Consider the following 20,978-nt stretch of genomic DNA (forward strand, 5'->3'; position numbering starts at 1 on the left):
AAAAAAGTGCGGTAAAATGATAGCAATACGCAAGAGAGGATGATTTCTATGCACCTATCGATCACAAATTTTCCAGATGAACAGCCGATCGTTGGCAAAGACTCGCAGCTTCAAGACACAACTTTAGGAGACTATGTCGAAATTGGCGAAGCCAATCACATTGATCATTCTTCCATCGGCAATTATACCTATACGGGGCAATATTGCTTTATTCAGAACAGCCAATTAGGACGTTTTATCAGTATCGCAGCTATGGTCCGCATCGGCCCTACCAATCATCCCTATGAACGCCCTAGTCAGCATCTTTTTGCCTATAATGGCGAAGGCTATGGATTTGCGCCAAAGGACGAGTCCTTCTTAGAAAAACGCAAAGCAAAAACGACCGTCATTGGCAATGATGTCTGGATCGGCCACGGTGCCGTGATCCAATCTGGTTTGACCGTCGGTGATGGTGCCGTGATCGCCTCAAACGCAGTCGTAACCAAAGATGTGCCGCCTTATGCGATCGTCGGCGGGGTTCCAGCAAAAGTGATCAAATACCGCTTTGATCCAGAAGCGATCACTGCTTTGCAAGAAATCGCTTGGTGGAATTGGAATCGTGCAGAATTAAAAGCACGCTATTTAGACTTTCGCCTCCCAATCAAAGATTTTGTAGCAAAATACACCCGTTGATTATGCACTTTTTCCGCTTAGTACGAGGAATGAATGATAACACATCACAGTCATTCATTCTTCGAAAGTCTTTGCCCGGATGATTTTTTAGAAATAAATAAAAAACACAAAATATCTATTGTATCGAGGAATTCCTGTGCTAAAATGGAGAAATCAAATGAAGTTTTTCACGAACTTTTAAAGGAGTGTTCTATTTGTCCATTTTAGACTATCGTCCATTGAATCTATACACCAATTATCGCGAAGCTGCTGAGACGTTTCCTGACACCCCCATCATCCATGATGAAGTGTTGCCAGCATTTCCTGAGCTTGGCTATCGTAGTACCTACCGTTCGAGCCATGAAATGATTTTAAAGCGTGCTTATCAACTTGCCTCACTTGGCGTGCAAGCAGGAGATAAAATCATTCTGTATAAATCTTCAAAATTCGATACGTATTTGTTAGCAACGGCTGCTTCTTACCTTGGTGCCGTTCCTGCTATGATCTCCTATCATTTTCCTGCTGAAACCATCGAAGTGTTTGTGGATCGCTTAGAAGATCCTTACATCTTATTTGATGAAGAAACCGAAGGCCGCGTCGCACAAGTGAAAAATAGCAGTACTGACAAACAGATCGCTGTTCGCCATTTGCTGCAGCAGCCAGCGGAACCAGTGGAACAAACTGAATTACCGGTGGATCAAATTTCCTATATGACCCATACTTCTGGAACGACGGGTATTCCAAAATTGATTTGTCATTCAGCAAACTCCATGGGCTGGCGGACAAAATGGCAAAAAACGATCTTCACCAAGATCGATCGCACCAAAGCTGACTCTGATTTAATTGCGTTCCATATTTCACCGGTGCACTCCCGCTTCAATATCGGTATCTCCTCCCTGATGGCGATGGGCTTCCCGATGATGCCATTAGCCAATGCCAACGGTGCTCATGTCGTAGGCATGTTAAAAGAATACCCACCGATCGCTTTGGAAACTCATCCAAACAATTTTGTCCAATGGAGCTTTGTGGCAAAAGAACAACCAGATGCTTTCGCCAATATTCGTTACTATCACTCAACCTTTGATGCCATCAACAATCAAACAATGGCGACTTTTTTAAATACTTCAGCAACAAAAGAAGCACTCTTTTTACAAGTCTATGGCCAAAGTGAATGCGGGCCAATGATCCTAAAAGCACATACCTTAGAAAGCATCGCTACCAACGATGCCCGTGATATGGGTGTCGGTCTGGAGGACTTAACGAGAGCACGGATCGCCGATGCCGAGGGCAACGAGCTGCCAGCCAATACCGATGGGCACATCCATTTCCTTTCAAAAGGACGCGCGTTGACCTATTATAAAGAAGATCAGCGTTTTGCTGACAATGTCTATGGCGCTTGGTGGGACAGTGGTGATTACGGCATGATGGATGATCAGGGACATCTTTACTTAAAAGACCGTCAAGTGGACTTGATCAAAAATATTGAAAGCAATCTTGCCTTGGAAGACCTTTTGCTGGATCATTTAGACTTCCTTGCCGAAGTCGTGATCGTTCGCGACAAAGAAAACTCACCGCAACCAATCATTGCTTTAGCACCAAATCGTCAAATGGATTGGGATGCTTGGTGGAAAATGGTGGAAGATCTCCCTCACCTCAATCAGCCAATTTTACGCGACTACGAAGATATCCCACGAACAGCAACCATGAAAGTCCAACGACTACAAATTGAAAAAGAATTCAAAAATGTAGAATAACGCAAAAGAAATGGCCAGCAGATTTCCCTGCTGGCCATTTCTTTTATTTTTACTGTTTTTTCTTTGCTGATGTTATTCTTTCGCTGATCGTTTTCTTGAGTAGATACATTCTTTAGGTTGCCCATACTGACTTAGCTTTGTTTCTGCTAGCGTGATGCCAAAGCCCTTTCCATCAGGTACCAGCAGCTTGCCTTCATGCAAAGTTGCAGGCTGTGTAATGACATCATCATAAAAGTAACGATCAGAAGCGGAAAGATCCCCAGGAAAATGGAAAATATCTTGACTCGCAAATTGCAAATTCATGGCTCGTCCCACACCAGACTCAAACATGCCGCCTAACCAAACGAGTAGTCCATGGGTTTGACATCGATCAAGGATTCGCAAGGCTTCGGTGATCCCACCGACACGGGGGATTTTCAGGTTGATCGCACGGCAGCTGTCCAGGGCTGCGACGGTATCGACGTCTTCTGCCGTTCGAATATCTTCATCCAAACATAGAGGCGTCTTCATCTGCCGCTGTAGCTGACTGTGCCCCACCAGATCTCGTACCTTAAGTGGTTGCTCGATCATCACCAAGCCTAAGTCATCAAGTGCCAAAATGCGTTCTGGCTCACTCTGATAGGCTCCGTTTGCATCTGCCATCAAAAGCAATTCTGGAAAGGCTTGTCGAATCGCTCGCAAGGGTACCAGATCTTGCCCAGGCTTGATTTTTAATTTGATTCGTTGATACCCTTGGGCGACATAATCGGCAACAAGAGCCACTAGTTTTTCGACAGAGTCTTGTATGCCAAGACTAACGCCAACAGCGACACTCGGTCGGGTTGCGGTATAAAGCTCTTTCACACTTTGATGCGTTTGCTTGCCATATAGATCCCAAATCGCTGTTTCCAAAGCCGATTTTGCCATGTAGTTTCCTTGGACCGTTTGAAACAGTTGACAAACTTCTTGCGGATGCTCGATCTCTTGGTCAATCAATAATGGGATCAGTGCTGTTTCAATCACTTGTCGAGCAGAAAAGAGGGTTTCTTCAATGTAATCTGGCTGCTCAAAAGCGACCAATTCACCGATGCCCATCGTTTTATCCTCTGTCGTCACCAAATAAAGATCAAAAGCTTTTTCTGTTAATTGTCCATAACTTGTCACAAAGGGTTGTTTGAGGGGCAAGCGACAGGCGATGCGTTCAATTTTTTCAATCTTCATTGCGTTCTCTCCTTGTCAATCAGCTGACTGTGGCCCCGATCCTTTTACAAACCATTGATCGATTTCATGACGAACCTGTGTCGGCTGTTCTAAATGGATACAATGTCCAGCATTAGCAACGACTTTGATGGTCATCTCTGGTTGCAGCTGCTTCATTTGGTGGGCGATTTTACGAAACTTTACATCTTTTTCCCCCGCTAAATAAAGAATTTCACAAGCTAGCTGCGGAAGTGCCGACCAACAGCTTGGCTGTTTGCCAGTACCACCGTAAACCAAGCTTACTGCCAAGCCAAATTTGTTTTGCTGCAAGCGTCCTTGCCGTACAGCAGCCTGCTGCGCTAAAGGTAGCTCCTTTTGACTAGCAAACAACGGCAGTTCTTGCCAGTAATCGACAAAATCGACCAAAGGCTCCCTTAGTAAGCGCAACGCTAAGCGACGATCGTGCCGCTGACGAGCGAGTCGTTCTGCTGGATCAGCTAACCCGGGTGAACCACTCTCAAGCAAAAGATGGGTCACTGCCGTTGGTTCCATGACCGCCCAGACAAGTGCGATTCGCGCCCCCATCGAGTAGCCATACAGGCCATAACGTTCAATCCCTAACTTCGCTAGAAGGTGTGCGAGATCCTCCACCAGTAAAGGAAGTTCATAACGCATGGGATGGACATAAATCGATGAGCGTCCATGTCCAATCAAATCGATTGCCAATACATTGTAAGAACCTTCCTCTGCAAAAACCGGTCGAAAGCTTTCCGAAGAACCCGTGAAGCCATGCAATGCCACAAGGGTTGGTAAGGATGATCGATACGGCTGCAGCCACTGATAAAAATAACTGACGCCATTTATCGTGTCCTTCATTGCTGCGCTCCTGCCTCGCTAAACTGCTGTTGGAGTGCTTGCCAAGTGTTGACCGGATCTTTTTGCTCACCCTTCACTTCGATTATTTGAAAGCGCGGCTGTTGACTTGTTTCCGCTAAAATCGTTTGAAACTCTAGCAAAGAGGTCGGTGTGTGCCAATCTGCCTCATATAAGGCCGCCACTTTTTGAAACTCAAGATCTAACGGAGTACCAAAGAGCGGGACAAAGTCGTTTGGTTCTAAGGTATTTTGTGACAGAAAGGAAAAGATCCCACCACCGTTATTATTCAGTAAAATGATCGTTACTGGCAATTGATACTGGCGCAGTAGTTGTAGGCCGTTCATATCATGGTACAACGCTAAATCACCAATCAACAAGTAGGTAGGCTTTTGACTGGCGGAAGCAATCCCAGCCACGGTCGAGACAAGGCCGTCGATCCCATTGACGCCCCGGTTTCCATACACGCGATAAGTGGAGGTAGTTTTGCTGCCGTAGCGATCAAAAAAACGGATCGCATTGCTGTTTGCCAAAAGAATTTGCGCTTCTTCAGGCAAACATTGTTGGAGCATGCGCACAGCGCTGCTCTCATCCCATTGTTGCAACTGGGGACTTGCAGCAATCACCTGATCTGCCCGCGCTTGAAGTGCTTGCCATTGTTGTTGCCACGCCGTATGTTTGACGATCGGCAACTGGGTGATGGCCGCCACGAAAGTGCTGATCGCTGCTTCGATCAAATAGTTTGCCCGATGCAGCTGGTCTTGCCACTGCCCTGATGGATCAACAAAGAGCCACGTCGTCGTATCGGCTGCTTTGTTCAACCATAATAGGACATTTTTGGTGACTGGTAAGCGACCAAAACGCACGACCACTTCTGGTTGGAAGGCAGAAGTCAATTGCGGGAAAACAAGATCGGCTTGACTGATAAATGTTCCTACTTTGGTACCGGCTGTCGCCAGATTGGTCAATGGATCGCCGACGATCGGCCAGCCTAATTTCTCCGAAAAAGCCAGCAACTGCTGCGCTTCTTCGATCGTAAGGCTTTCTCCAGCAATCAGAATACCTTTTTTCTCAAAGTAAGGGGCTAGCTGGGTGATCATCTCTGCTGACAGCTCTTGTTGTGGTGCCAGATAGCTCACGTCTTGCTGCATACTGCATTGGCGACTAAAGTCAGGCAACAGCGGCTCCCGTAATGGAAAGTTGATTTGGACAGGGCCTTTCGGCTGTTTTTGCGCTTCGATCGTGCAAGTTGCAGCTTGCCAAAAACTATAACGCAACAAAGCAGGATCGTTTTCTGGCACCGTCATCTCTACCATCTTTTTGACATGAGAGGCATACAAATTCTGTTGATCCATTGCCTGTGGCGCCCCAACGCCCCGCAGTTCTGGTGGGCGATCAGCCGTTAAGACGATCAGTGGCAAGTTGGTAGCTTCTGCTTCACAAACAGCTGGATAATAATTGGCTGCTGCAGTTCCAGAGGTACACAGTAAGATCGTCGGCTGGAGATCAACTTTGGACATCCCTAAAGCAAAAAAAGCAGCCGAACGTTCATCGACAGCCACCGTACAGGTGATCTCAGGATCACGATGCAATAGTAGCGCCAATGGCGTGGAGCGTGAACCGGGACTAATGACTGCTCGCTTCGCACCCGCTGCTTTTAGTCCTTGGATCGCCGCTAGTAAATAGTCTGTCATGACTGTCTGGTTATTCATCTCCTAAGATCCCTCTCCTCATCGGTTGAAATTTTAACCGTGTTTCTTGACGTTCGGATTCCGCATCTGAATCGGCAACGATCCCACAGCCCGCATACAGCATTGCTTGATTGCCGCTAAAGAATCCTGAGCGGATCGCCACAGCAAACTCGCCAATATCTTCTTGAATACCCAACCAACCGATCGGTCCACCGTACATCCCTCTGCTGGCTGGTTCATGGGTACGAATCCATGAGACGGCTGCTTCTTTCGGTTCTCCCCCCAATGCTGGGGTCGGGTGTAGTTTTTGTACGGCGGTCAGAAAGTTGACTCCTGCCTTTCTTTGCCCTGCTAAAGGAACAAACAAATGCTGAATGTCACGATTTTTGATCACGGAACGGGCTTCTGATTGAAAGCCGTCAGCTAACAAAGTGGCCAATGCCGTTTCTAAGCGATCGACAACTACTTGATGTTCATGGGTATTTTTTGCGTCCGCTAAGAGGGCTTGTGCCAGTGCCTCATCTTCTTCTTTGGTTTTGCCTCTTGGTGCGGAACCTGCGATACTTACCGTTTCAAACTGATCGACAGTCGCTTTTAGCAAGCGTTCTGGCGTCGCACCAGCAAAAACATGGCCCCCATGTTCGATGGCAAAAAGATAGGTATTCGGCTGCTGTTGCGCCAACCGTTGCAACACCGCAGCACTAATGATCGACTGCTTCGTTTCTACCTTCATTCGTCTTGCCAGAACCACTTTTTTCAACGGTGTTTCAGTTGAGCGAATGGCTGCCACTGTCTCTTCGACCGCTTGCAGCCATTGGGGCACATCTAGTTCCTCTTGTGCCTGAAAAGCAGGCGTTTCTGCTACAAGACTCTTGTCCGAATTGGCCTGCAACCAGCTTGCGACTTTTTCCTGTAAGGCAGCGACTTTTTGTTGTCGTTGTTCCTCGGAAGAAGCGGCTACTGTATAAACGACGCCACACTGATCTCCAGTTTTGCTGACCAGTATTTCTGGCAACGCAAAGAGACCAGCACCTAGCTCAGCCCAATCCTGACTGACTTCTGCCTGTTCATCAAAAGCAAAGCCGCCAACTAACTGCGCCTGAAAAGGTGCCTCTGGTTGATAGTGGGCTTGCTTTAAAAGAGAGCGGACTTCTGAAAAGTCTGCAAGTTTGGGTTGCGAAAAAGTGGCTAACCAACCCAACCCTACCATACTAGTCGTTTCATCAGGAGTACGCCAGAAATAGCGTTCCCCTCGATATTCTTGTGCCGCTGCATAAAGAGCCAGTAAGTCACACCTTTCTATAGGTTGATACTCACTCAAATAGGTTTTCCCGGCAGCGATCGCTGCCTCATAATTACTTGTTGATTTGCTGTTCAATGTAGTTCACTCTTTCTTCACTCAGCAATAGCCTTTTTATAACTTTACCGCTTGCTGTGCGCGGCATTTCTCGCACGTGATAAAAACGGCGCGGAAATTTATAGTGGGCGATCTGCCCTTCTAACGTATCCAATAAAGCTTGGAAGTGGATCGGTTGATTTAACGTTAAATAAGCCGCGACAGATTGTCCCCACTCCTCGTCTGGTTCCCCCACCACAGCTGCCTCTTTGACCGCTGGATGCTGCAACAAGGCTTGCTCCACTTCTGCGGGATAGATGTTTTCTCCACCAGATATGATCAGTTCGCTTGCACGACTGACTACATACAAAAAGCCCTCTTGATCAAGATAACCTAGATCTCCTGTGGCAAACCAGCCCTCTTGGTCCCACTGCTGTGGACTGCGATCGTTCAAGTAACGAGTCGTGATCGCCGGTCCTTGCAGTTGGATCTCTCCGATCGGCTGGGTATTTTCAGCAGTCTGGTGGTCTGCCATTTTCCCATCAGTCGCAATTCGTAAATGAACACCTTGCAGGGGAACCCCAGAGGCGCCGATTTTTTCAGAAGCTTTTTCTGGCGGCAATGCCACCACTTGTGAACAGGTTTCTGTCATCCCATAGGATTGAATCACAGAAAGCTGATTTTGCTGGCATTTTTCCAATACACTTTTGGCAATCGGACCGCCGCCTAGCAGGATATAACGCAACGAATCAAAGCCTTGTTGGGGCACCAAGGGCAGCAAATCTGTCAACATTTTTGCCACCAAAGAAACGATCGTCCCTTTCCCTGCTTCAAGGTCTTTTGCCATTTCTCCAACATCAAAGCGCTCATACAAACGAACACTCATCCCAAGTCGCAAGGACCGTAAGAGAATTGATAACCCACTGATATGATACAGCGGAACTGCACAAAGCCAACAATCCTCGCTAGTGATGGCTAAGTTTTTTTGAGTCGCTTCGGCACTTGCTAGATGATTCCCAAAGGTTTGAGGCACACCCTTGGGATTGCCAGTCGTACCAGAGGTATACATAATTGAAGCCACTTGCTCTGCTTGATAGATTGCTTCATTAGGAACAAACGAAGGAACAACAGAACCGATAAAAGCCTCCGCCTGTTTGATCGCTTGTCCAAAGGTCAAGCTGCGAACATCCGAAACCGCAGCCTGATCCGCCGTGATCACCCAGTCGCAGTGGGCATCTTGCAATTGGAAGGAGATTTCAGCGGCTGTCAATCGCGTATTCAGCAGCTGGACTTCGATCCCCAACTCCCATAACGCAAGGATCGTAAAGACCATTTCAGGGGAGTTATTGCTAAAAAGAGCTACCCGGTTTGGCTGATCAACGAATTGGGCTTGATAATAAGCAGCGTAAGCATAAACCTCTTTTTGCAAGGCAGCAAACGACCAGCTTTTTTCATGCCAATAAAAAGCTGGTCGTTCTGGATGAAGTTGTGCTTGCCTTTGCAGCCAACTCCCAGTCATTATGGGAATTTAGGGAATTGGTCGAAGTCTGGTTGACGTTTTTCTTTAAACGCGTCACGACCTTCTTTGGCTTCATCCATCGTGTAATACAATAAGGTCGCATCGCCAGCTAATTGCTGAATGCCAGCTAATCCGTCCGTATCGGCGTTCATTGATGCTTTGATCATGCGTAACGCCAACGGGCTCTTTTGCAGCATCGTTTCTGCCCATTCCATCGTTTCATCTTCTACTCGATCAAGAGGAACGACTGTATTGATCCAGTTCATCGCCAATGCTTCTTCGGCGGTATATTGTTTTGTCATGAACCAAACTTCCTTGGCTTTTTTATGACCGATCGTCCGTGCAAGATAGCCCGAACCATAGCCACCATCAAAACTACCGACATTTGGTCCTGTTTGACCAAATTTAGCGTTATCAGCGGCGATCGTTAAATCACAAACCAATTGTAAAACATTTCCGCCACCGATCGACCAGCCTTTGACCATGGCGATCACCGGTTTTGGTAACGTGCGAATCAAGCGCTGCAGATCCAATACATTTAAGCGAGGAACCTGATCTTCCCCAACATAGCCACCGTGACCACGGACTTTTTGGTCTCCGCCTGAACAAAAGGCTTTATCGCCGGCGCCTGTCAAGATAATCACGCCGATGCCTGGTTCATCGCGACTGATCGAAAATGCATCAATCATTTCAAACACCGTTTTTGGTGTAAACGCATTGTGGACTTCTGGGCGGTTAATCGTGATTTTCGCCACTTTTCCATGTTGTTCAAACAAAATTTCATCGTACTCTTTTAAGGTTTTCCATTCTCTCATTACTTGTTCCTCCTCAATTCACATAGCTCTATTATACACATATCTAGTCGCTTTTCGTTAGAAATTGCTTTGGTTAAGGGAATTTCTTAAGACTTCTCCCCCTGTTGCCGACTTTCTGAGATCTTCGGCTATTTCTACCAAAACTCGTGCTATAATCATGATAACTTTCTTAGAAAAAGGAGCAAAAAATGAATTTACTGGAAGCCTTAGAAATCGAAGTAGAAGCAGCAACAGCCGATTTTGTTCGTTTACGGATGCCGATCAAAGCGCAGCACAAACAGCCTTTTGGTCTCGTTCACGGTGGCATTAACGGTGTTTTGATCGAGACCGCCTGCAGCATCGGTGCCAATCAAGCTTTGGCTCAAGAAGAAGCCTTTGCCGCCGGCGTTGACCTGCAAGTCAACCATCTAGCCGCCGCCCAAGAAGGAACCCTGATTGTAGAAGCTAGTCCTGATCGTATCGGCGCTCGTATCCAAACTTGGCAAGCCACTATTTGGTTAGCTAGCGGGTTAAAAACTGCCGTTGGGCGCTGCACCTTAACGACTGTGCGCAAATAATCCTTTACGCTCCTGCATTGTGCTCACGGGAGCGTTTTTTGGTCTGTTTTGAAGAAAGAGGTCACCAGTCAACGCCTTATTAAAGATATTCTTTCATTATAAAGATATTGAGAATGTGAGCGCGGTTTTTTCGAAAGGTACGTTGTTTTTTTACAGAATAGGGGTCTTTCGTTATAATGTAGCTAAGAAAGCGAGGCTTATTATGAAAAATAACCGATTGATCCACTTTTTAGGCGGCAAAACAAGCTATTATGTCTTAGGACTGATTATCTTGTCGGCAGTTGCTGTCTTTTTGCTAAATCAGATTTCTTTTTTATTTACACCCTTTTCAGCCATTCTTACAGCTATTATCCCACCCTTTTTATTTGGGCTGATCCTATACTATCTGTTTAATCCGGTGGTCGATAAAATGGAAACGAAAAAAATTCCCCGCAGTGCTTCGATTGCTGGGATCTATCTGTTGATTCTTTTGTTGATCGTCTTTGCTGGTTTCCAGCTTTATCCGATTTTGGAGCAGCAAACCACCGATCTGATCAATAGCTTACCAAGTTTGGTCAGTGACTTTGAGAAAAACGCGACCGCCTTTTTAGAAAATACCCCATTTCAAGATGAGATGGCACAAATTACAGACACACTACAAAATATCACCAGTAATATCATGAGTTTTATTGGAGATTATTGGCAAACTGGTGCCGCTGGGCTCAGCAGTTTGTTTTCAACCATTTCGACCTTGTTCATTGCTTTGTTTACTGGACCGATCATTGCCTTTTTCTTATTGCGTAACCCAAACAAGTTTTATTTTTCGGTCCTCTCATTAGTGCCACCACGTTTTCGCAAAGACTTTAATGAAATCGTCAAGATCTCTGACTTACAAGTCGGTGCCTTTTTGAAAGGACAAATCATTTCATCCCTGATTTTAGGGGCGATCTATTGGGTCGTTTTCCTCTTGATCGACCTAGAGTATGCCAGTATTCTGGCGATCGCCGCTGGTCTGCTTTGCATCATCCCCTATATTGGACCTTTTATCGTCTTTTTCCCGGGGCTTTTCATTGCCGCACAAGACTCCACCGGGATGTTGGTTAAGTTTTTGATTGCTTGGTTTGCTGTACAGCTGCTTCATGGCGATTTAGTCGTGCCCCGTGTGATGGGTGACCGATTGAAAATCCATCCTATTACGATTCTGGTTGTTTTATTGGTGATGGGTGATTTGATGGGGATCGTTGGGGTGATTTTCGGAATCCCGATTTATTGTCTGCTAAAAGTTCTTGTCGTTTACGTGTTCCGCAAATTCAAGCAGCGCTACAACCGCTATTACGGTCAAGACGGCAAATACTTCCACAGTGCCTTCACTAGCAAAGATTACCTAGGTGACGAAGACAAAGACACCAAGAAAAAAGCCTAAAAAACTGCCGCGAATCGTTGGTTCGCGGCAGTTTTTTTCTATTTTATTTCATCTCATGTTCCAAAAAGAAATGATAGAGCGCCCCTAATAAATTGGCGTCATTTTGAAATTTGCAGGCTTGGATTTCCGGCTTCGTCAAGGTCTGCTGCAAAATCGGTAAACTAGCCAGCAGTTGCTGATACTGACGGTCGATTTCTTCCACCACGATCGCTTGGGCACTGATGCCACCACCAATCACGAAGCGCTCTAAGTCAATCACGGCTTGAACATTGAGTATGACACACGCGATTTCTCGGCAATACGCTGTAAACAGTGCCCAGACCTGTGGCTCTTTTTGATTGATAGCGTCAAAAACTGCTTCACCATCCGCAAGATCAGCTAAGCCTAGCAGTTGGGCGCTGCGACGGATCATGGCGACCGCTGAACCGCTAAAACCTGCCAATTGCTGCAGGGTCAATCCCTGATTATTTGGTTGCTCAGCGTTTTCTGGAGCATCGCTTCTCTTAGTGGCATTTAGTAGAAAACTTAATTCCCCTGCTTGAAAATGTGCACCTTGGATCAGTTTTCCTTCAACGATCACACCACCACCCAAACCAGTACCTAAGGTTATGGCAGCCCCATTTTGAATCCCTTTAAGGTTTCCTAGCCACCATTCAGCTAATGCGGCTGCCTTGCCATCGTTGGTCACAGCCAGCGGCACTTGGTACTTTGCCAGCAGCTGTTTTAAGGAGACTCCATCTAAAAAAGGCAATGCCCCGCCAAACGAGATCGTCCCTGTCTCTGGGTTGACTTTTCCTGGAGTACTAACAGCAATGCCCCGAATGCTCCCATGAACGTCTTCAACGATCGTTTCAATCCCTGTCAGAAATTCCGTAAGATTTTTCGGCGTATCCATCCGTCCTCGTGTCAGAATATTCCCCGAGCGATCAATGACAGCCGATTTGATTTTCGTGCCGCCGATGTCGATGCTTAAATAGTTTTTATTCACTGAATCCCACCCTCTGCTTCTACTGCCCATCGCAGGACGGTTTTGGCTTTATCTGGTGAAACTTTTCGCGGATCAGACAAATAGATTTCTCGATGCTGGAACGTGTCCATCGTTGGACGGATCACTAACTGTTCTTGTTTTAACAGCTCCTTCATTTTCGCAAAGGTTTCCGCTTCAGTGTCAAAAGAGCCTGTATGCATCGCTTGCAGGCACAATCCTTCTTCATAGCGCTCAAAGATGAGCTTTTCTAGATTTGGATTGTCTTTCTTCTCTTTGACTGCCAAGAGCTGTTCTTGAAACAGTGTTTCCGTGACTGGTTCTGGTTGGCGAATCATGATTTTGTAGATCAATTCTTCTTTGTTGACGGCACCGTCTGGCTTTGTCAGAGAGGTCCACACACCTTCTAAAGGAAAGACCGTGTATTCAAAGGGTTCATTGCCAAAAGCCCCTTTTTTTAACCCCATCCTGAGTGAATAGGAAATCGTATATAAAGCGGCGATCTCTTCGCTGAATTCAGGTCGATTCGGATTGCCGCTGCCGCTCAAACTGATAAATTGATACGTTGGCACCTCGATCACTGTTGGTTTTTTGGGAAGATAGAGCTCTTTTTCTAGTTTGCGCCATTCATACTTCATAAGGACCCTCCTCGATTTGCTTTTCTTTATTTTACCATGAAAAAGAAGGACCATTGCAAAAACAGTTATCCCTTCAACTGCAAAGGGACAACTGTTTTTTTCTTATAGGGATAATGTAGCTACTTGCTGTTTTCCCAACTGCTCGTCTTATGCGGCTTCTTGTTCTTCTTTCAGCAATTTTGTGTCATAAAACTTCGCAAATGGAAAATAGATCAAGAAAGAAACAACTGCACAAACAATGGCAACGACGCCTGCACGCCAGTCTCCACCGGTGCCAATAAAGCCACCAAGTCCAACGGGTGTTGGGAAAGGAATATTGGCGATCATGGGACGAATCAATTCCATCCTTGTGGCAAAATACGCGATCGTGGCGGATGCCATCGGTGCTAACAAGAAAGGAATTGCTAAATAAGGATTATAGATGATCGGCACGCCGAAAATGATCGGTTCATTGATATTGAAAATCGACGGGACGATGGCAGCTCTCCCTAATACTTTCATCTGTTTCGATTTAGCAATGTAGATCATAAATAAGGTAAAACCAAGGGTTGCTCCCGAACCACCTAATGTCACGTACCCGTTGGTAAATTGGCCTGCTAATGGGAAACTCGCCCCTTCAACATTGGCAGCTAAATTAGCTAACATGATCGGGGTGATCAGTGGACTAATGATATTGAATCCATGAATCCCTACCAACCACAAGGCATGCGCGAGGAAATAAATCACCATGATTCCCAACCAGCTATTTGTAAGGTGGGTAACAAACCCGAACGGAATTGCTACTAGTTGAAAAATATCCGTCCCTAAAACAACTAAAACACCATTGATGGTCAGAACCACGACTGCCACCACAAAGGCTGGTATCAGTGCCGTAAAACTACGAGCCACACCTTCAGGCACTTCTTCAGGCATTTTGATGACCCAGTTGTTTTTTACACAGAGACGATACAGCTGAACGGCAACGACCGCCATCACGATCCCAGTGAAAATACCAACAGTTCCTAAACGTGCGACCCCATCGGCACCAATCAACCAACCATTGATCAGCCCTTCTTCCACATCATTCATCTGTGTCATTTTTCCGCCGTCAAAAACAAGCTGAGGAATCGACATCAATGTAGCAAAAACACCTAACAACGCCCCATTGATCGGCGTCAGGTCGAGATTCTCCTCGACTTGAATGATCTTGGAATACTCATAGCCCAGAACGATACAAAAATATAATGCCAATAACCCCATGGTCGTACTATTTGCTAACATATACAAATCACTGAAATTCAAAAAAGTCGCTTCAAAAAAGTCAGCTAAAAACGGAAACGTGATCGGTAAAATGTTGAATACTAAAAACATTGAGCCTACGATCGTAAAAGGAATCGACGCCATTCCTGCCGCCATGATGCTACGAACGATTTTGTATTGGGAAATCTTTCCCATCGGACCCATTACTGCTTTTTCCAAAAGTTGAAATAGTTTATTGTTCGATTCTGTCAAATCAATCACCCTTTCTTTCTATCTCTTCAAATTCGCGAATCCATTGCCAATGTCGGTCTTTATTGCGAAAAATTTTCTTCAGTTTTCTGATACCACTCCATGCAAAGACACCACTTATCCAGAGAACTATGCGAACATACTCGATACTTTGCGAGGTGAAATAGGGGAAAATAACTTCTGTCACGCCAAAAAAAGTCAATAAAAAAAGAATGGCCATTGTCCCCATTTGAAGGCGTAAATACCAAGTTGTAAAAAAGAGTTGCTTGGAAACGATGGTTGCGTGGTGTCCATATAAGCGGATAAACTCACTGATCGCTCCCATTGAAAACAGCAACAGGCTCAGTGGAACCACACGCAGCCATTGCCCTGCCAAAGAAGCAGCCAACAGCCAATATAGGTTAAAAAAGAAAAAGAATGCGACTAAATACCGCAATAGCAACAGCCGTTGAAAATAGAGATTTTTCTTCGTCAGTTTTTGCGACGCATCTCTTTGAGCAACTTTTGCTTGCTTACTCGCCATCTGCATTCCTGCATTGGATCGCTTCTTCAAGGCTACTCATTTTTTGATAAATCCCTAGCATTTCTAGTGCTACTTCTCTGAGGGTCATGGTTGTCATCAAATGATCTTGTGCATGGATCAACAAGATATCGCAGGTAAATGAAGTCCCTGAAGCATATTCTTGCAGCATTTTTGACTGGATGCGGTGGGCTTTGACTAATGAATCATTGGCTATGTCCAACAACTCTTGCGCTTCTTGACAACTGCTGTTTCGCATCTGTTCAAAGGCTTGATGAATCATCGTGCGGGCATCACCGCTTGCTAAAATAAGTTCAAAGGATATTTCTTGAATTTTTTCACTATCCATAGCCTACCTCCATTTATTTCGCACTTTTTTCTAATGCAATGCTTTCTTTGACTAGCTGTGCTAATTTCTCGATCCCGATCGGTATCGGAATATATGCTTGCGGGGGAATATTCACGATTGGTTTGCCGTATTTATCGGCGCTTTTCTTTAAATTGGCAAAATGCATTTTCGTTTGCGGGCTAACTAAATATAAATCATACTCATCCTTAGCGATCGTAGCGATCCCCTCTGAAGCAGAGATGGCATCGATCCTCACTGACCAGCCTTCTGTGGTTAAAAAGCTTGTTCCTTTTTTAGCGATCAACGATGAAGACATGCCTGCTGCACAAATTATCAATACTTTTTTCATTTCACTTCCTCCTTCTATGAAACGCTTCCATTTTGGTGTATCTATTCCTTTCTTCTACCCTCCTTCATGCTATAAAAAATCCTTGAGAACGATTCACTACCTGCTGATTCTTACAGGTAGTAATCCTTCTTCACATAAATAGTATTACATATCGAGTACTTTGTAAATGCAATAAAACTCTATTAGTGATATAAAACATTAATTTCTTTCTGCTTCTATCGTGTCATAGTAGAATAATTTTGTGGAGGGGATTTCATGTTTAAAGATCGTTTAAGACAGTTGCGGAAAACGCGATCTGGTTTAACACAAGCAAAAATGGCAAAATATTTAGGAATCGCCAAAACAACCTATGCTTCGTATGAGCAAGGCAATCGGATGCCCGATATTGAGATCCAAAAAGAACTTGCTGATTACTTCAATGTCAGTCTCGATTATTTGCATGGACGTCCGAATGATTTGGAAGCCCTCTCTATGAAACAGATTCGTGTGGCTTCGAGAATCAATGAGGACTTTACTGAATATCAACTATCTGAAATCATTACCTTTATCGAATTTATAAAAAACCGCCCAGAGTAAACGGTACTATTCTGCCTTTTTTCTCTGGCTAACTTGTGGTGCTGCTTCATTACCTAAAGAAAAAACTGCTGTCAATGTCTCACAAGGAAACATTGACAGCAGCTGAAGAGCCTCGGCTCTTTTTTTATTGTCTTACAGCCTCATTAGCGGCAAAGCGTTTTGAAAAATGTTGTTCTAATCGCTTTTGCCCGGCTTCAATCAAAATACACAACAGCCAATAGATGATGGCAACTAGCACATACATGGACATGTAATCAAAGGTTCGTCCGCCAACGATCTTAGCTTTTTGAAAAATATCAGGAATCGTGATCATTGCTGCCAAGGAGGTTCCTTTCAGCAAATCCATTGCCACATTACTCAATGCCGGTACAGAAATACGAAAGGCTTGTGGCAAAATAATCAGACGCATCGTTTTCGTAAAGGATAACCCTAACGCATAGGCAGCATCAAATTGCCCACGATCCACACCAGCAATTGATCCTCGGTAGATTTCCCCGATAAATGCGCTGCTGGTCAATGTAAAACAGATGATCGCAGCACTAAGCGCCGACAATTGATAAGGCAAGCCAAAATACAGTAGGAATAACAAGACCAACGCTGGGACGCCTCTTAGAAATGAGAGGTAGCCCCGCACGAACCCTCTAATGAATGGATTTTCCAACATCCCTAAGAAGGTGAGCATGATCCCTAATACGTTGCCACCTAGAAACGAAACGACAGCAATGCCGACCGTATAGGACAAGCCCGACAGCAAATAGGGCAATGACTCCCACATCAACGGCAAATCAAGGGTTGGAATATACATTAGTCTGTTTCAACCGTTTGAATCGCTTGATCAGATTTTACTGAAATATCGGTTTGAAAATACGTTTCCGCAAGTTCTTTTAAACGGCCGTCTTCTTTCATTTCTGCTAAAACAGCATCCACTTTTTCCTGCAATGCTTGATGATCTTTCACAAATAAGAAGCCCGTTTCATTCGGATTAAAGTAGACATCTTCTAAAGTTTTAACAGGGATATCTGGCAAAGCAGCAACCGCCATTTTTTGCAAATAGTAATCATTCAAGATCACATCCGTTCGACCATTCGCAACATCTGTCAAATACTGATCATTCGTTGCGTTGTCGTAAGTCACTAATTCTGCCCCATAGGATTCGGCTAAGCGCATGTAGCTGGTATTCGGTTCACCAGCAGCTTTTTTGCCATCCAAATCTTCTAAAGAAGCAATCCCAGAGTCATCACTTTTACGCACGATCATACTATCGAACGAGTATTTAATAGGCGTTGAGAGACTGAATTTTTCCGCCCGTTCATCTGTCAAACCAAAATCGTTGGCAGCAAAATCGGCTTCTCCACGTGTTAAAGAAGAAACTTGTCCATCGACATTGTACTCTTTAAATGTGATCTCTACGCCTAATCGTTTGGCGACTTCTTTTGCCACATCGACATCATAGCCCACTAATTCATTTTCATCGTTATAGTAAGACGATGGATACAAGGTTCCCGAAGTAGCAACAACCAATGTTTTGGCTTCTTCTACCTTACTTAGACTGGTGTCTTCTTCCGTTGGTTTGCTGCAGGCACTTAACAGGACCCCCGCAAATAAACCTAAAAAGCCAACCATTGCAACGATTTTCCCTTTTCTAACTTGTTTCATAATATCCTCCTCTTAGTTTCCTTGTTTTGGCAACAGAAATCGTTGCTGTGTTTCAAATAAATAGCCGACTTGGAAAAGTAGGTCTTCTCTGCCTTTAGACGCCATAAATTGGACCCCTAGCGGCAACCCTTCCTCGCTAAGAGCAGTTGGCAAGCTGATGGCTGGCTGCCCCGTTAAATTGGCTAATTGAGTGTAAGGTGTCAGAGCATAGCTCTTGGCAAACATTTCTTCGATCAACTCACCCGCAGCACTTTTTCCAAGCGATTCGATCTCATGCAGTCTTTGGCGAATGCTATCGCTTTGTAAGTCTTCCTCGATCAAAGGGGCTGGAAAAGCCGTCGTCGGGGTCAAAAAGAGATCATAGGTTGAAAAGACTTCTTCCATTTTTTCTGCCAGCTGATCCCACCACTGCAAGGCAAGGACGTAATCGGCGGCAGGCAGTTTTTTGCCATATTGGTAAAGTGCCCAGGTCATCAATTCCATCTCTTCCCGTCTGACCGGTACTTGACGAGCAGCATCGATCTCAGCAAACATCGCAGCTGTTTCGCCGCCATTCATGGCGTAATAGGTGGTCATCATTTGCTGACCATCCACTGGATAGCCCACTTCAACGACTTCATGCCCCTGCTTTTCTAAAAATGCGGCTGCACTTCGGACTGCTTGGATGGCAGTTTCAGACACTTGGCCACCGGTCGGCGATGCGGTAGTAAAAGCAACCTTCAACCGCGGTTTTTGACTCGCTTGCTGATGATGCCATTCTACTTGTGGTGCCTGATAAGGGGCAGTCGGCTGTGACGTCCGCAACGCATAAAACAACTGTTCCGTATCACGCATGGAAAGCGTCAACGCAAAGTTGATAGAAGCGCCTTGCCAGCTGCGCCATTCACTAGGACCCACTGGCATCGTGCCACGGGTTGGCTTCAAACCGATCAATCCGCTAAAGGATGCTGGAATGCGGATCGATCCGCCGCCATCACTGGCACCCGCAATCGGAAACATCCCCGAAGCCACTGCCGCTGCCGCACCACCACTGGAACCACCAGCTGAATAGGCAGGATTCCACGGATTACGTGTAGGCCCATACAATGTTGGATCAGTGATATTTTTGAATCCAAATTCTGGTGCATTGGTTTGCCCTAACGGCACAAAGCCTGCCTCTTCTAAACGAGAGACAAAATGTGCCGTGCGGCTGGCTCGTGCTTTAGCAAACAGTTTGGCTCCTGACGTTGCTGGCCACCCTGCTTTGGTTTGGCCGAGTATTTTTAACGGCATGGGTTGTCCCCCAAAAACCGTTTTTTGAAGATGCTGCTCGTAATGCTGGATCGCTGCTTGCGGATCAAATGTTACAAGCGCATTCAAAAGCGGATTTTGTTGATTGACTTTTTCTTCGATCATCGCCACCCGCTCTGCAAAACTGATTTTTCCTTGCCGCAATTGTTCCGCCCAATAGGTCGCATCTTGCATGCTTGCCCCTCCTTTTTCTCAAACCCTCAAACAATTATCTATGCTGTAACACACGAAAAAATCTTCTTTATATAGACTACAATATACCAAACACTAGGAAATCTTTCAACAAAAATAGAACAGTTTTTAAACCTGTATTATATCGTTATCAAACATTCCCATATTTTTTACTACCAGCTGTCGACCAACGCTTCTTCTTAGCTGCCCGAATCATTACCTAACAAAAACGGCACATCGCCAAACGATGTGCCGTTTTGATTTACTTGTATTTTTCTTCCAGCTTGCTCATCCAAAGACCTAACCAAGCCCCCAAGACAAACAAGATAATTCCGATGACAGCCGTTACCCAAGTAAAGCCGCTATAGTTTGCCACCGGAGGAATCACGATCAATATCGTTGAGGCAATAACGATCCCTAAAATGAAGTGATAGACTTTTGAATGATAATGGGTCAATAGCCACTCCATCAATTTCGAAAACAGCAGCATCACTGCCAAGCCGCCAATGGCGATCGGTAGAAAGACCCCCATGATGTCAAAGCTCTTAAAGCCTTTCAACATCGGATCATAAAGTCCCAAAACGAGCAAAAGGTTTGAAGGACTCAAGCCAGGAACCAAAACACCTAACGCGATCAGACCGCCGGCGATCACAAAACCTATGAAATTGGCAGGGATCGTTCCTAAGATATCACCCATAAAATAGAGGAACAAGAAGCCGATGACCATACTGCCGAAGAACCAAAGCAGGTCGCCGGTTGTCCGTTTGCTTTTCAAGGTCGATTCTTTAGCAAGTGCTGGTAACGTCCCAATAATTGCCCCCGCAAAGCCCCACAAAACGATGATTTGATAGTTTTGCAGCAGCCACTCTAATGGCTTTGATAAAAGCCCGATCCCTACGATTCCCCCGATCCCTACTGGCAGGAAAAAGAGGAGATTCTCTTTAAAATTCTTCGTCAGATGTGCCATAAAGCGCAGCATCCGCTCATAAATGCCTAAGATGGCTGCCAATACGCCACCTGAAACACCAGGCAAGATAAAGCCCAAGGCAATCACCACGCCTTTAAGAAAACGTGACAAAATACTTTCGTTTCTCTGTTTTTCCATTTACAATTGCTCTCCTTAGCGATGGTTTTCACCAATCGTTCTTTTTTCATCAATCCCTTTAACTATACTTGATT

General features: G+C 45.3%; 21 protein-coding genes. 5 read left to right on the top strand and 16 right to left on the bottom strand.

What is annotated here, in order from left to right:
• The first annotated feature begins 48 nt into the window (after window positions 1-48).
• Together IGI73_RS12195 and IGI73_RS12200 are read left to right on the top strand one after the other, a co-directional pair.
• The gene (locus IGI73_RS12195; RefSeq protein ID WP_428206602.1) at window positions 49-672 is read left to right on the top strand and encodes a DapH/DapD/GlmU-related protein; all 624 of its coding nucleotides are present in this window, start codon (window positions 49-51) and stop codon (window positions 670-672) included.
• A gap of 194 nt (window positions 673-866) precedes the next feature.
• Complete coding sequence (locus IGI73_RS12200; protein WP_087627859.1) at window positions 867-2,405, top strand: AMP-binding protein; 1,539 nt, start codon at window positions 867-869, stop codon at window positions 2,403-2,405.
• A 72-nt stretch (window positions 2,406-2,477) separates the two neighbouring features.
• Here the strand turns inward: IGI73_RS12200 and menC are convergent, their stop codons facing one another.
• The 6 genes from menC to menB are packed head-to-tail and all read right to left on the bottom strand — an operon-like array spanning window position 2,478 to window position 9,818.
• Entirely contained in the window at window positions 2,478-3,605 is a 1,128-nt protein-coding gene (menC, locus tag IGI73_RS12205; protein WP_015510202.1) for an o-succinylbenzoate synthase, read from the bottom strand.
• A 15-nt stretch (window positions 3,606-3,620) separates the two neighbouring features.
• A complete protein-coding gene (gene menH / locus IGI73_RS12210; protein WP_074535516.1) occupies window positions 3,621-4,460 on the bottom strand; it encodes a 2-succinyl-6-hydroxy-2,4-cyclohexadiene-1-carboxylate synthase in 840 nt (279 codons plus the stop codon).
• The gene (menD, locus tag IGI73_RS12215; protein WP_428206604.1) at window positions 4,457-6,169 is read right to left on the bottom strand and encodes a 2-succinyl-5-enolpyruvyl-6-hydroxy-3-cyclohexene-1-carboxylic-acid synthase; all 1,713 of its coding nucleotides are present in this window, start codon (window positions 6,167-6,169) and stop codon (window positions 4,457-4,459) included. Before menD ends, menH begins: the two co-directional genes overlap by 4 nt.
• Window positions 6,162-7,526 (bottom strand): isochorismate synthase, encoded by a 1,365-nt coding sequence (locus tag IGI73_RS12220; protein WP_428206605.1) that lies wholly within the window; start codon window positions 7,524-7,526, stop codon window positions 6,162-6,164. Before IGI73_RS12220 ends, menD begins: the two co-directional genes overlap by 8 nt.
• On the bottom strand, window positions 7,504-9,003 hold the full coding sequence (gene menE / locus IGI73_RS12225; RefSeq protein ID WP_428206606.1) for an o-succinylbenzoate--CoA ligase: 1,500 nt from the start codon (window positions 9,001-9,003) through the stop codon (window positions 7,504-7,506). Before menE ends, IGI73_RS12220 begins: the two co-directional genes overlap by 23 nt.
• Window positions 9,003-9,818 (bottom strand): 1,4-dihydroxy-2-naphthoyl-CoA synthase, encoded by an 816-nt coding sequence (gene menB / locus IGI73_RS12230; RefSeq protein ID WP_005228595.1) that lies wholly within the window; start codon window positions 9,816-9,818, stop codon window positions 9,003-9,005. The genes menE and menB overlap by 1 nt, the downstream gene beginning before the upstream one ends.
• A gap of 188 nt (window positions 9,819-10,006) precedes the next feature.
• Here menB and IGI73_RS12235 point away from each other — a divergent pair, with 188 nt between their 5' ends.
• Together IGI73_RS12235 and IGI73_RS12240 are read left to right on the top strand one after the other, a co-directional pair.
• Window positions 10,007-10,375, top strand: a complete 369-nt coding sequence (locus IGI73_RS12235) for a PaaI family thioesterase (RefSeq protein ID WP_005228593.1) — start codon at window positions 10,007-10,009, stop codon at window positions 10,373-10,375.
• Window positions 10,376-10,577: 202 nt separating this feature from the next.
• Window positions 10,578-11,777, top strand: coding sequence for an AI-2E family transporter (locus tag IGI73_RS12240; RefSeq protein WP_428206607.1), 1,200 nt, complete (start codon window positions 10,578-10,580; stop codon window positions 11,775-11,777).
• Window positions 11,778-11,820: 43 nt separating this feature from the next.
• Here IGI73_RS12240 and IGI73_RS12245 read toward each other — a convergent pair whose 3' ends face one another.
• From IGI73_RS12245 to IGI73_RS12270, 6 genes are all read right to left on the bottom strand, one after another.
• On the bottom strand, window positions 11,821-12,765 hold the full coding sequence (locus tag IGI73_RS12245) for an ROK family protein (RefSeq protein WP_074535512.1): 945 nt from the start codon (window positions 12,763-12,765) through the stop codon (window positions 11,821-11,823).
• The gene (locus IGI73_RS12250) at window positions 12,762-13,400 is read right to left on the bottom strand and encodes a GyrI-like domain-containing protein (protein ID WP_005228587.1); all 639 of its coding nucleotides are present in this window, start codon (window positions 13,398-13,400) and stop codon (window positions 12,762-12,764) included. The genes IGI73_RS12245 and IGI73_RS12250 overlap by 4 nt, the downstream gene beginning before the upstream one ends.
• A 147-nt stretch (window positions 13,401-13,547) precedes the next feature.
• Window positions 13,548-14,900 carry a PTS cellobiose transporter subunit IIC gene (gene celB / locus IGI73_RS12255; protein ID WP_428206608.1) on the bottom strand — a complete coding sequence of 451 codons (1,353 nt, stop codon included), beginning with the start codon at window positions 14,898-14,900 and terminating at the stop codon, window positions 13,548-13,550.
• Window positions 14,893-15,411 carry a hypothetical protein gene (locus IGI73_RS12260; RefSeq protein WP_034858949.1) on the bottom strand — a complete coding sequence of 173 codons (519 nt, stop codon included), beginning with the start codon at window positions 15,409-15,411 and terminating at the stop codon, window positions 14,893-14,895. Before IGI73_RS12260 ends, celB begins: the two co-directional genes overlap by 8 nt.
• Window positions 15,401-15,757: a PTS lactose/cellobiose transporter subunit IIA gene (locus tag IGI73_RS12265; RefSeq protein ID WP_016608816.1), complete on the bottom strand. Its 357-nt coding sequence runs from the start codon at window positions 15,755-15,757 to the stop codon at window positions 15,401-15,403. Before IGI73_RS12265 ends, IGI73_RS12260 begins: the two co-directional genes overlap by 11 nt.
• Before the next feature lie 13 nt (window positions 15,758-15,770).
• Window positions 15,771-16,106: a PTS cellobiose transporter subunit IIB gene (locus IGI73_RS12270; RefSeq protein WP_010749837.1), complete on the bottom strand. Its 336-nt coding sequence runs from the start codon at window positions 16,104-16,106 to the stop codon at window positions 15,771-15,773.
• Between the two features lie 255 nt (window positions 16,107-16,361).
• Here IGI73_RS12270 and IGI73_RS12275 point away from each other — a divergent pair, with 255 nt between their 5' ends.
• Window positions 16,362-16,682, top strand: coding sequence for a helix-turn-helix domain-containing protein (locus IGI73_RS12275; protein ID WP_005228576.1), 321 nt, complete (start codon window positions 16,362-16,364; stop codon window positions 16,680-16,682).
• Window positions 16,683-16,806: 124 nt separating this feature from the next.
• Here the strand turns inward: IGI73_RS12275 and IGI73_RS12280 are convergent, their stop codons facing one another.
• From IGI73_RS12280 to IGI73_RS12295, 4 genes are all read right to left on the bottom strand, one after another.
• A complete protein-coding gene (locus tag IGI73_RS12280) occupies window positions 16,807-17,487 on the bottom strand; it encodes an amino acid ABC transporter permease (protein ID WP_015510210.1) in 681 nt (226 codons plus the stop codon).
• Window positions 17,487-18,338 (bottom strand): transporter substrate-binding domain-containing protein, encoded by an 852-nt coding sequence (locus tag IGI73_RS12285; RefSeq protein ID WP_438759234.1) that lies wholly within the window; start codon window positions 18,336-18,338, stop codon window positions 17,487-17,489. Before IGI73_RS12285 ends, IGI73_RS12280 begins: the two co-directional genes overlap by 1 nt.
• 12 nt (window positions 18,339-18,350) lie before the next feature.
• The gene (locus tag IGI73_RS12290) at window positions 18,351-19,802 is read right to left on the bottom strand and encodes an amidase (RefSeq protein ID WP_428206610.1); all 1,452 of its coding nucleotides are present in this window, start codon (window positions 19,800-19,802) and stop codon (window positions 18,351-18,353) included.
• Window positions 19,803-20,061: 259 nt separating this feature from the next.
• Complete coding sequence (locus IGI73_RS12295) at window positions 20,062-20,904, bottom strand: DUF368 domain-containing protein (protein ID WP_015510213.1); 843 nt, start codon at window positions 20,902-20,904, stop codon at window positions 20,062-20,064.
• Window positions 20,905-20,978: the final 74 nt, after the last annotated feature.

Origin of the sequence: Enterococcus sp. DIV0755f, assembly GCF_051713725.1 — a bacterium.
Taxonomy (GTDB): domain Bacteria; phylum Bacillota; class Bacilli; order Lactobacillales; family Enterococcaceae; genus Enterococcus_D; species Enterococcus_D casseliflavus.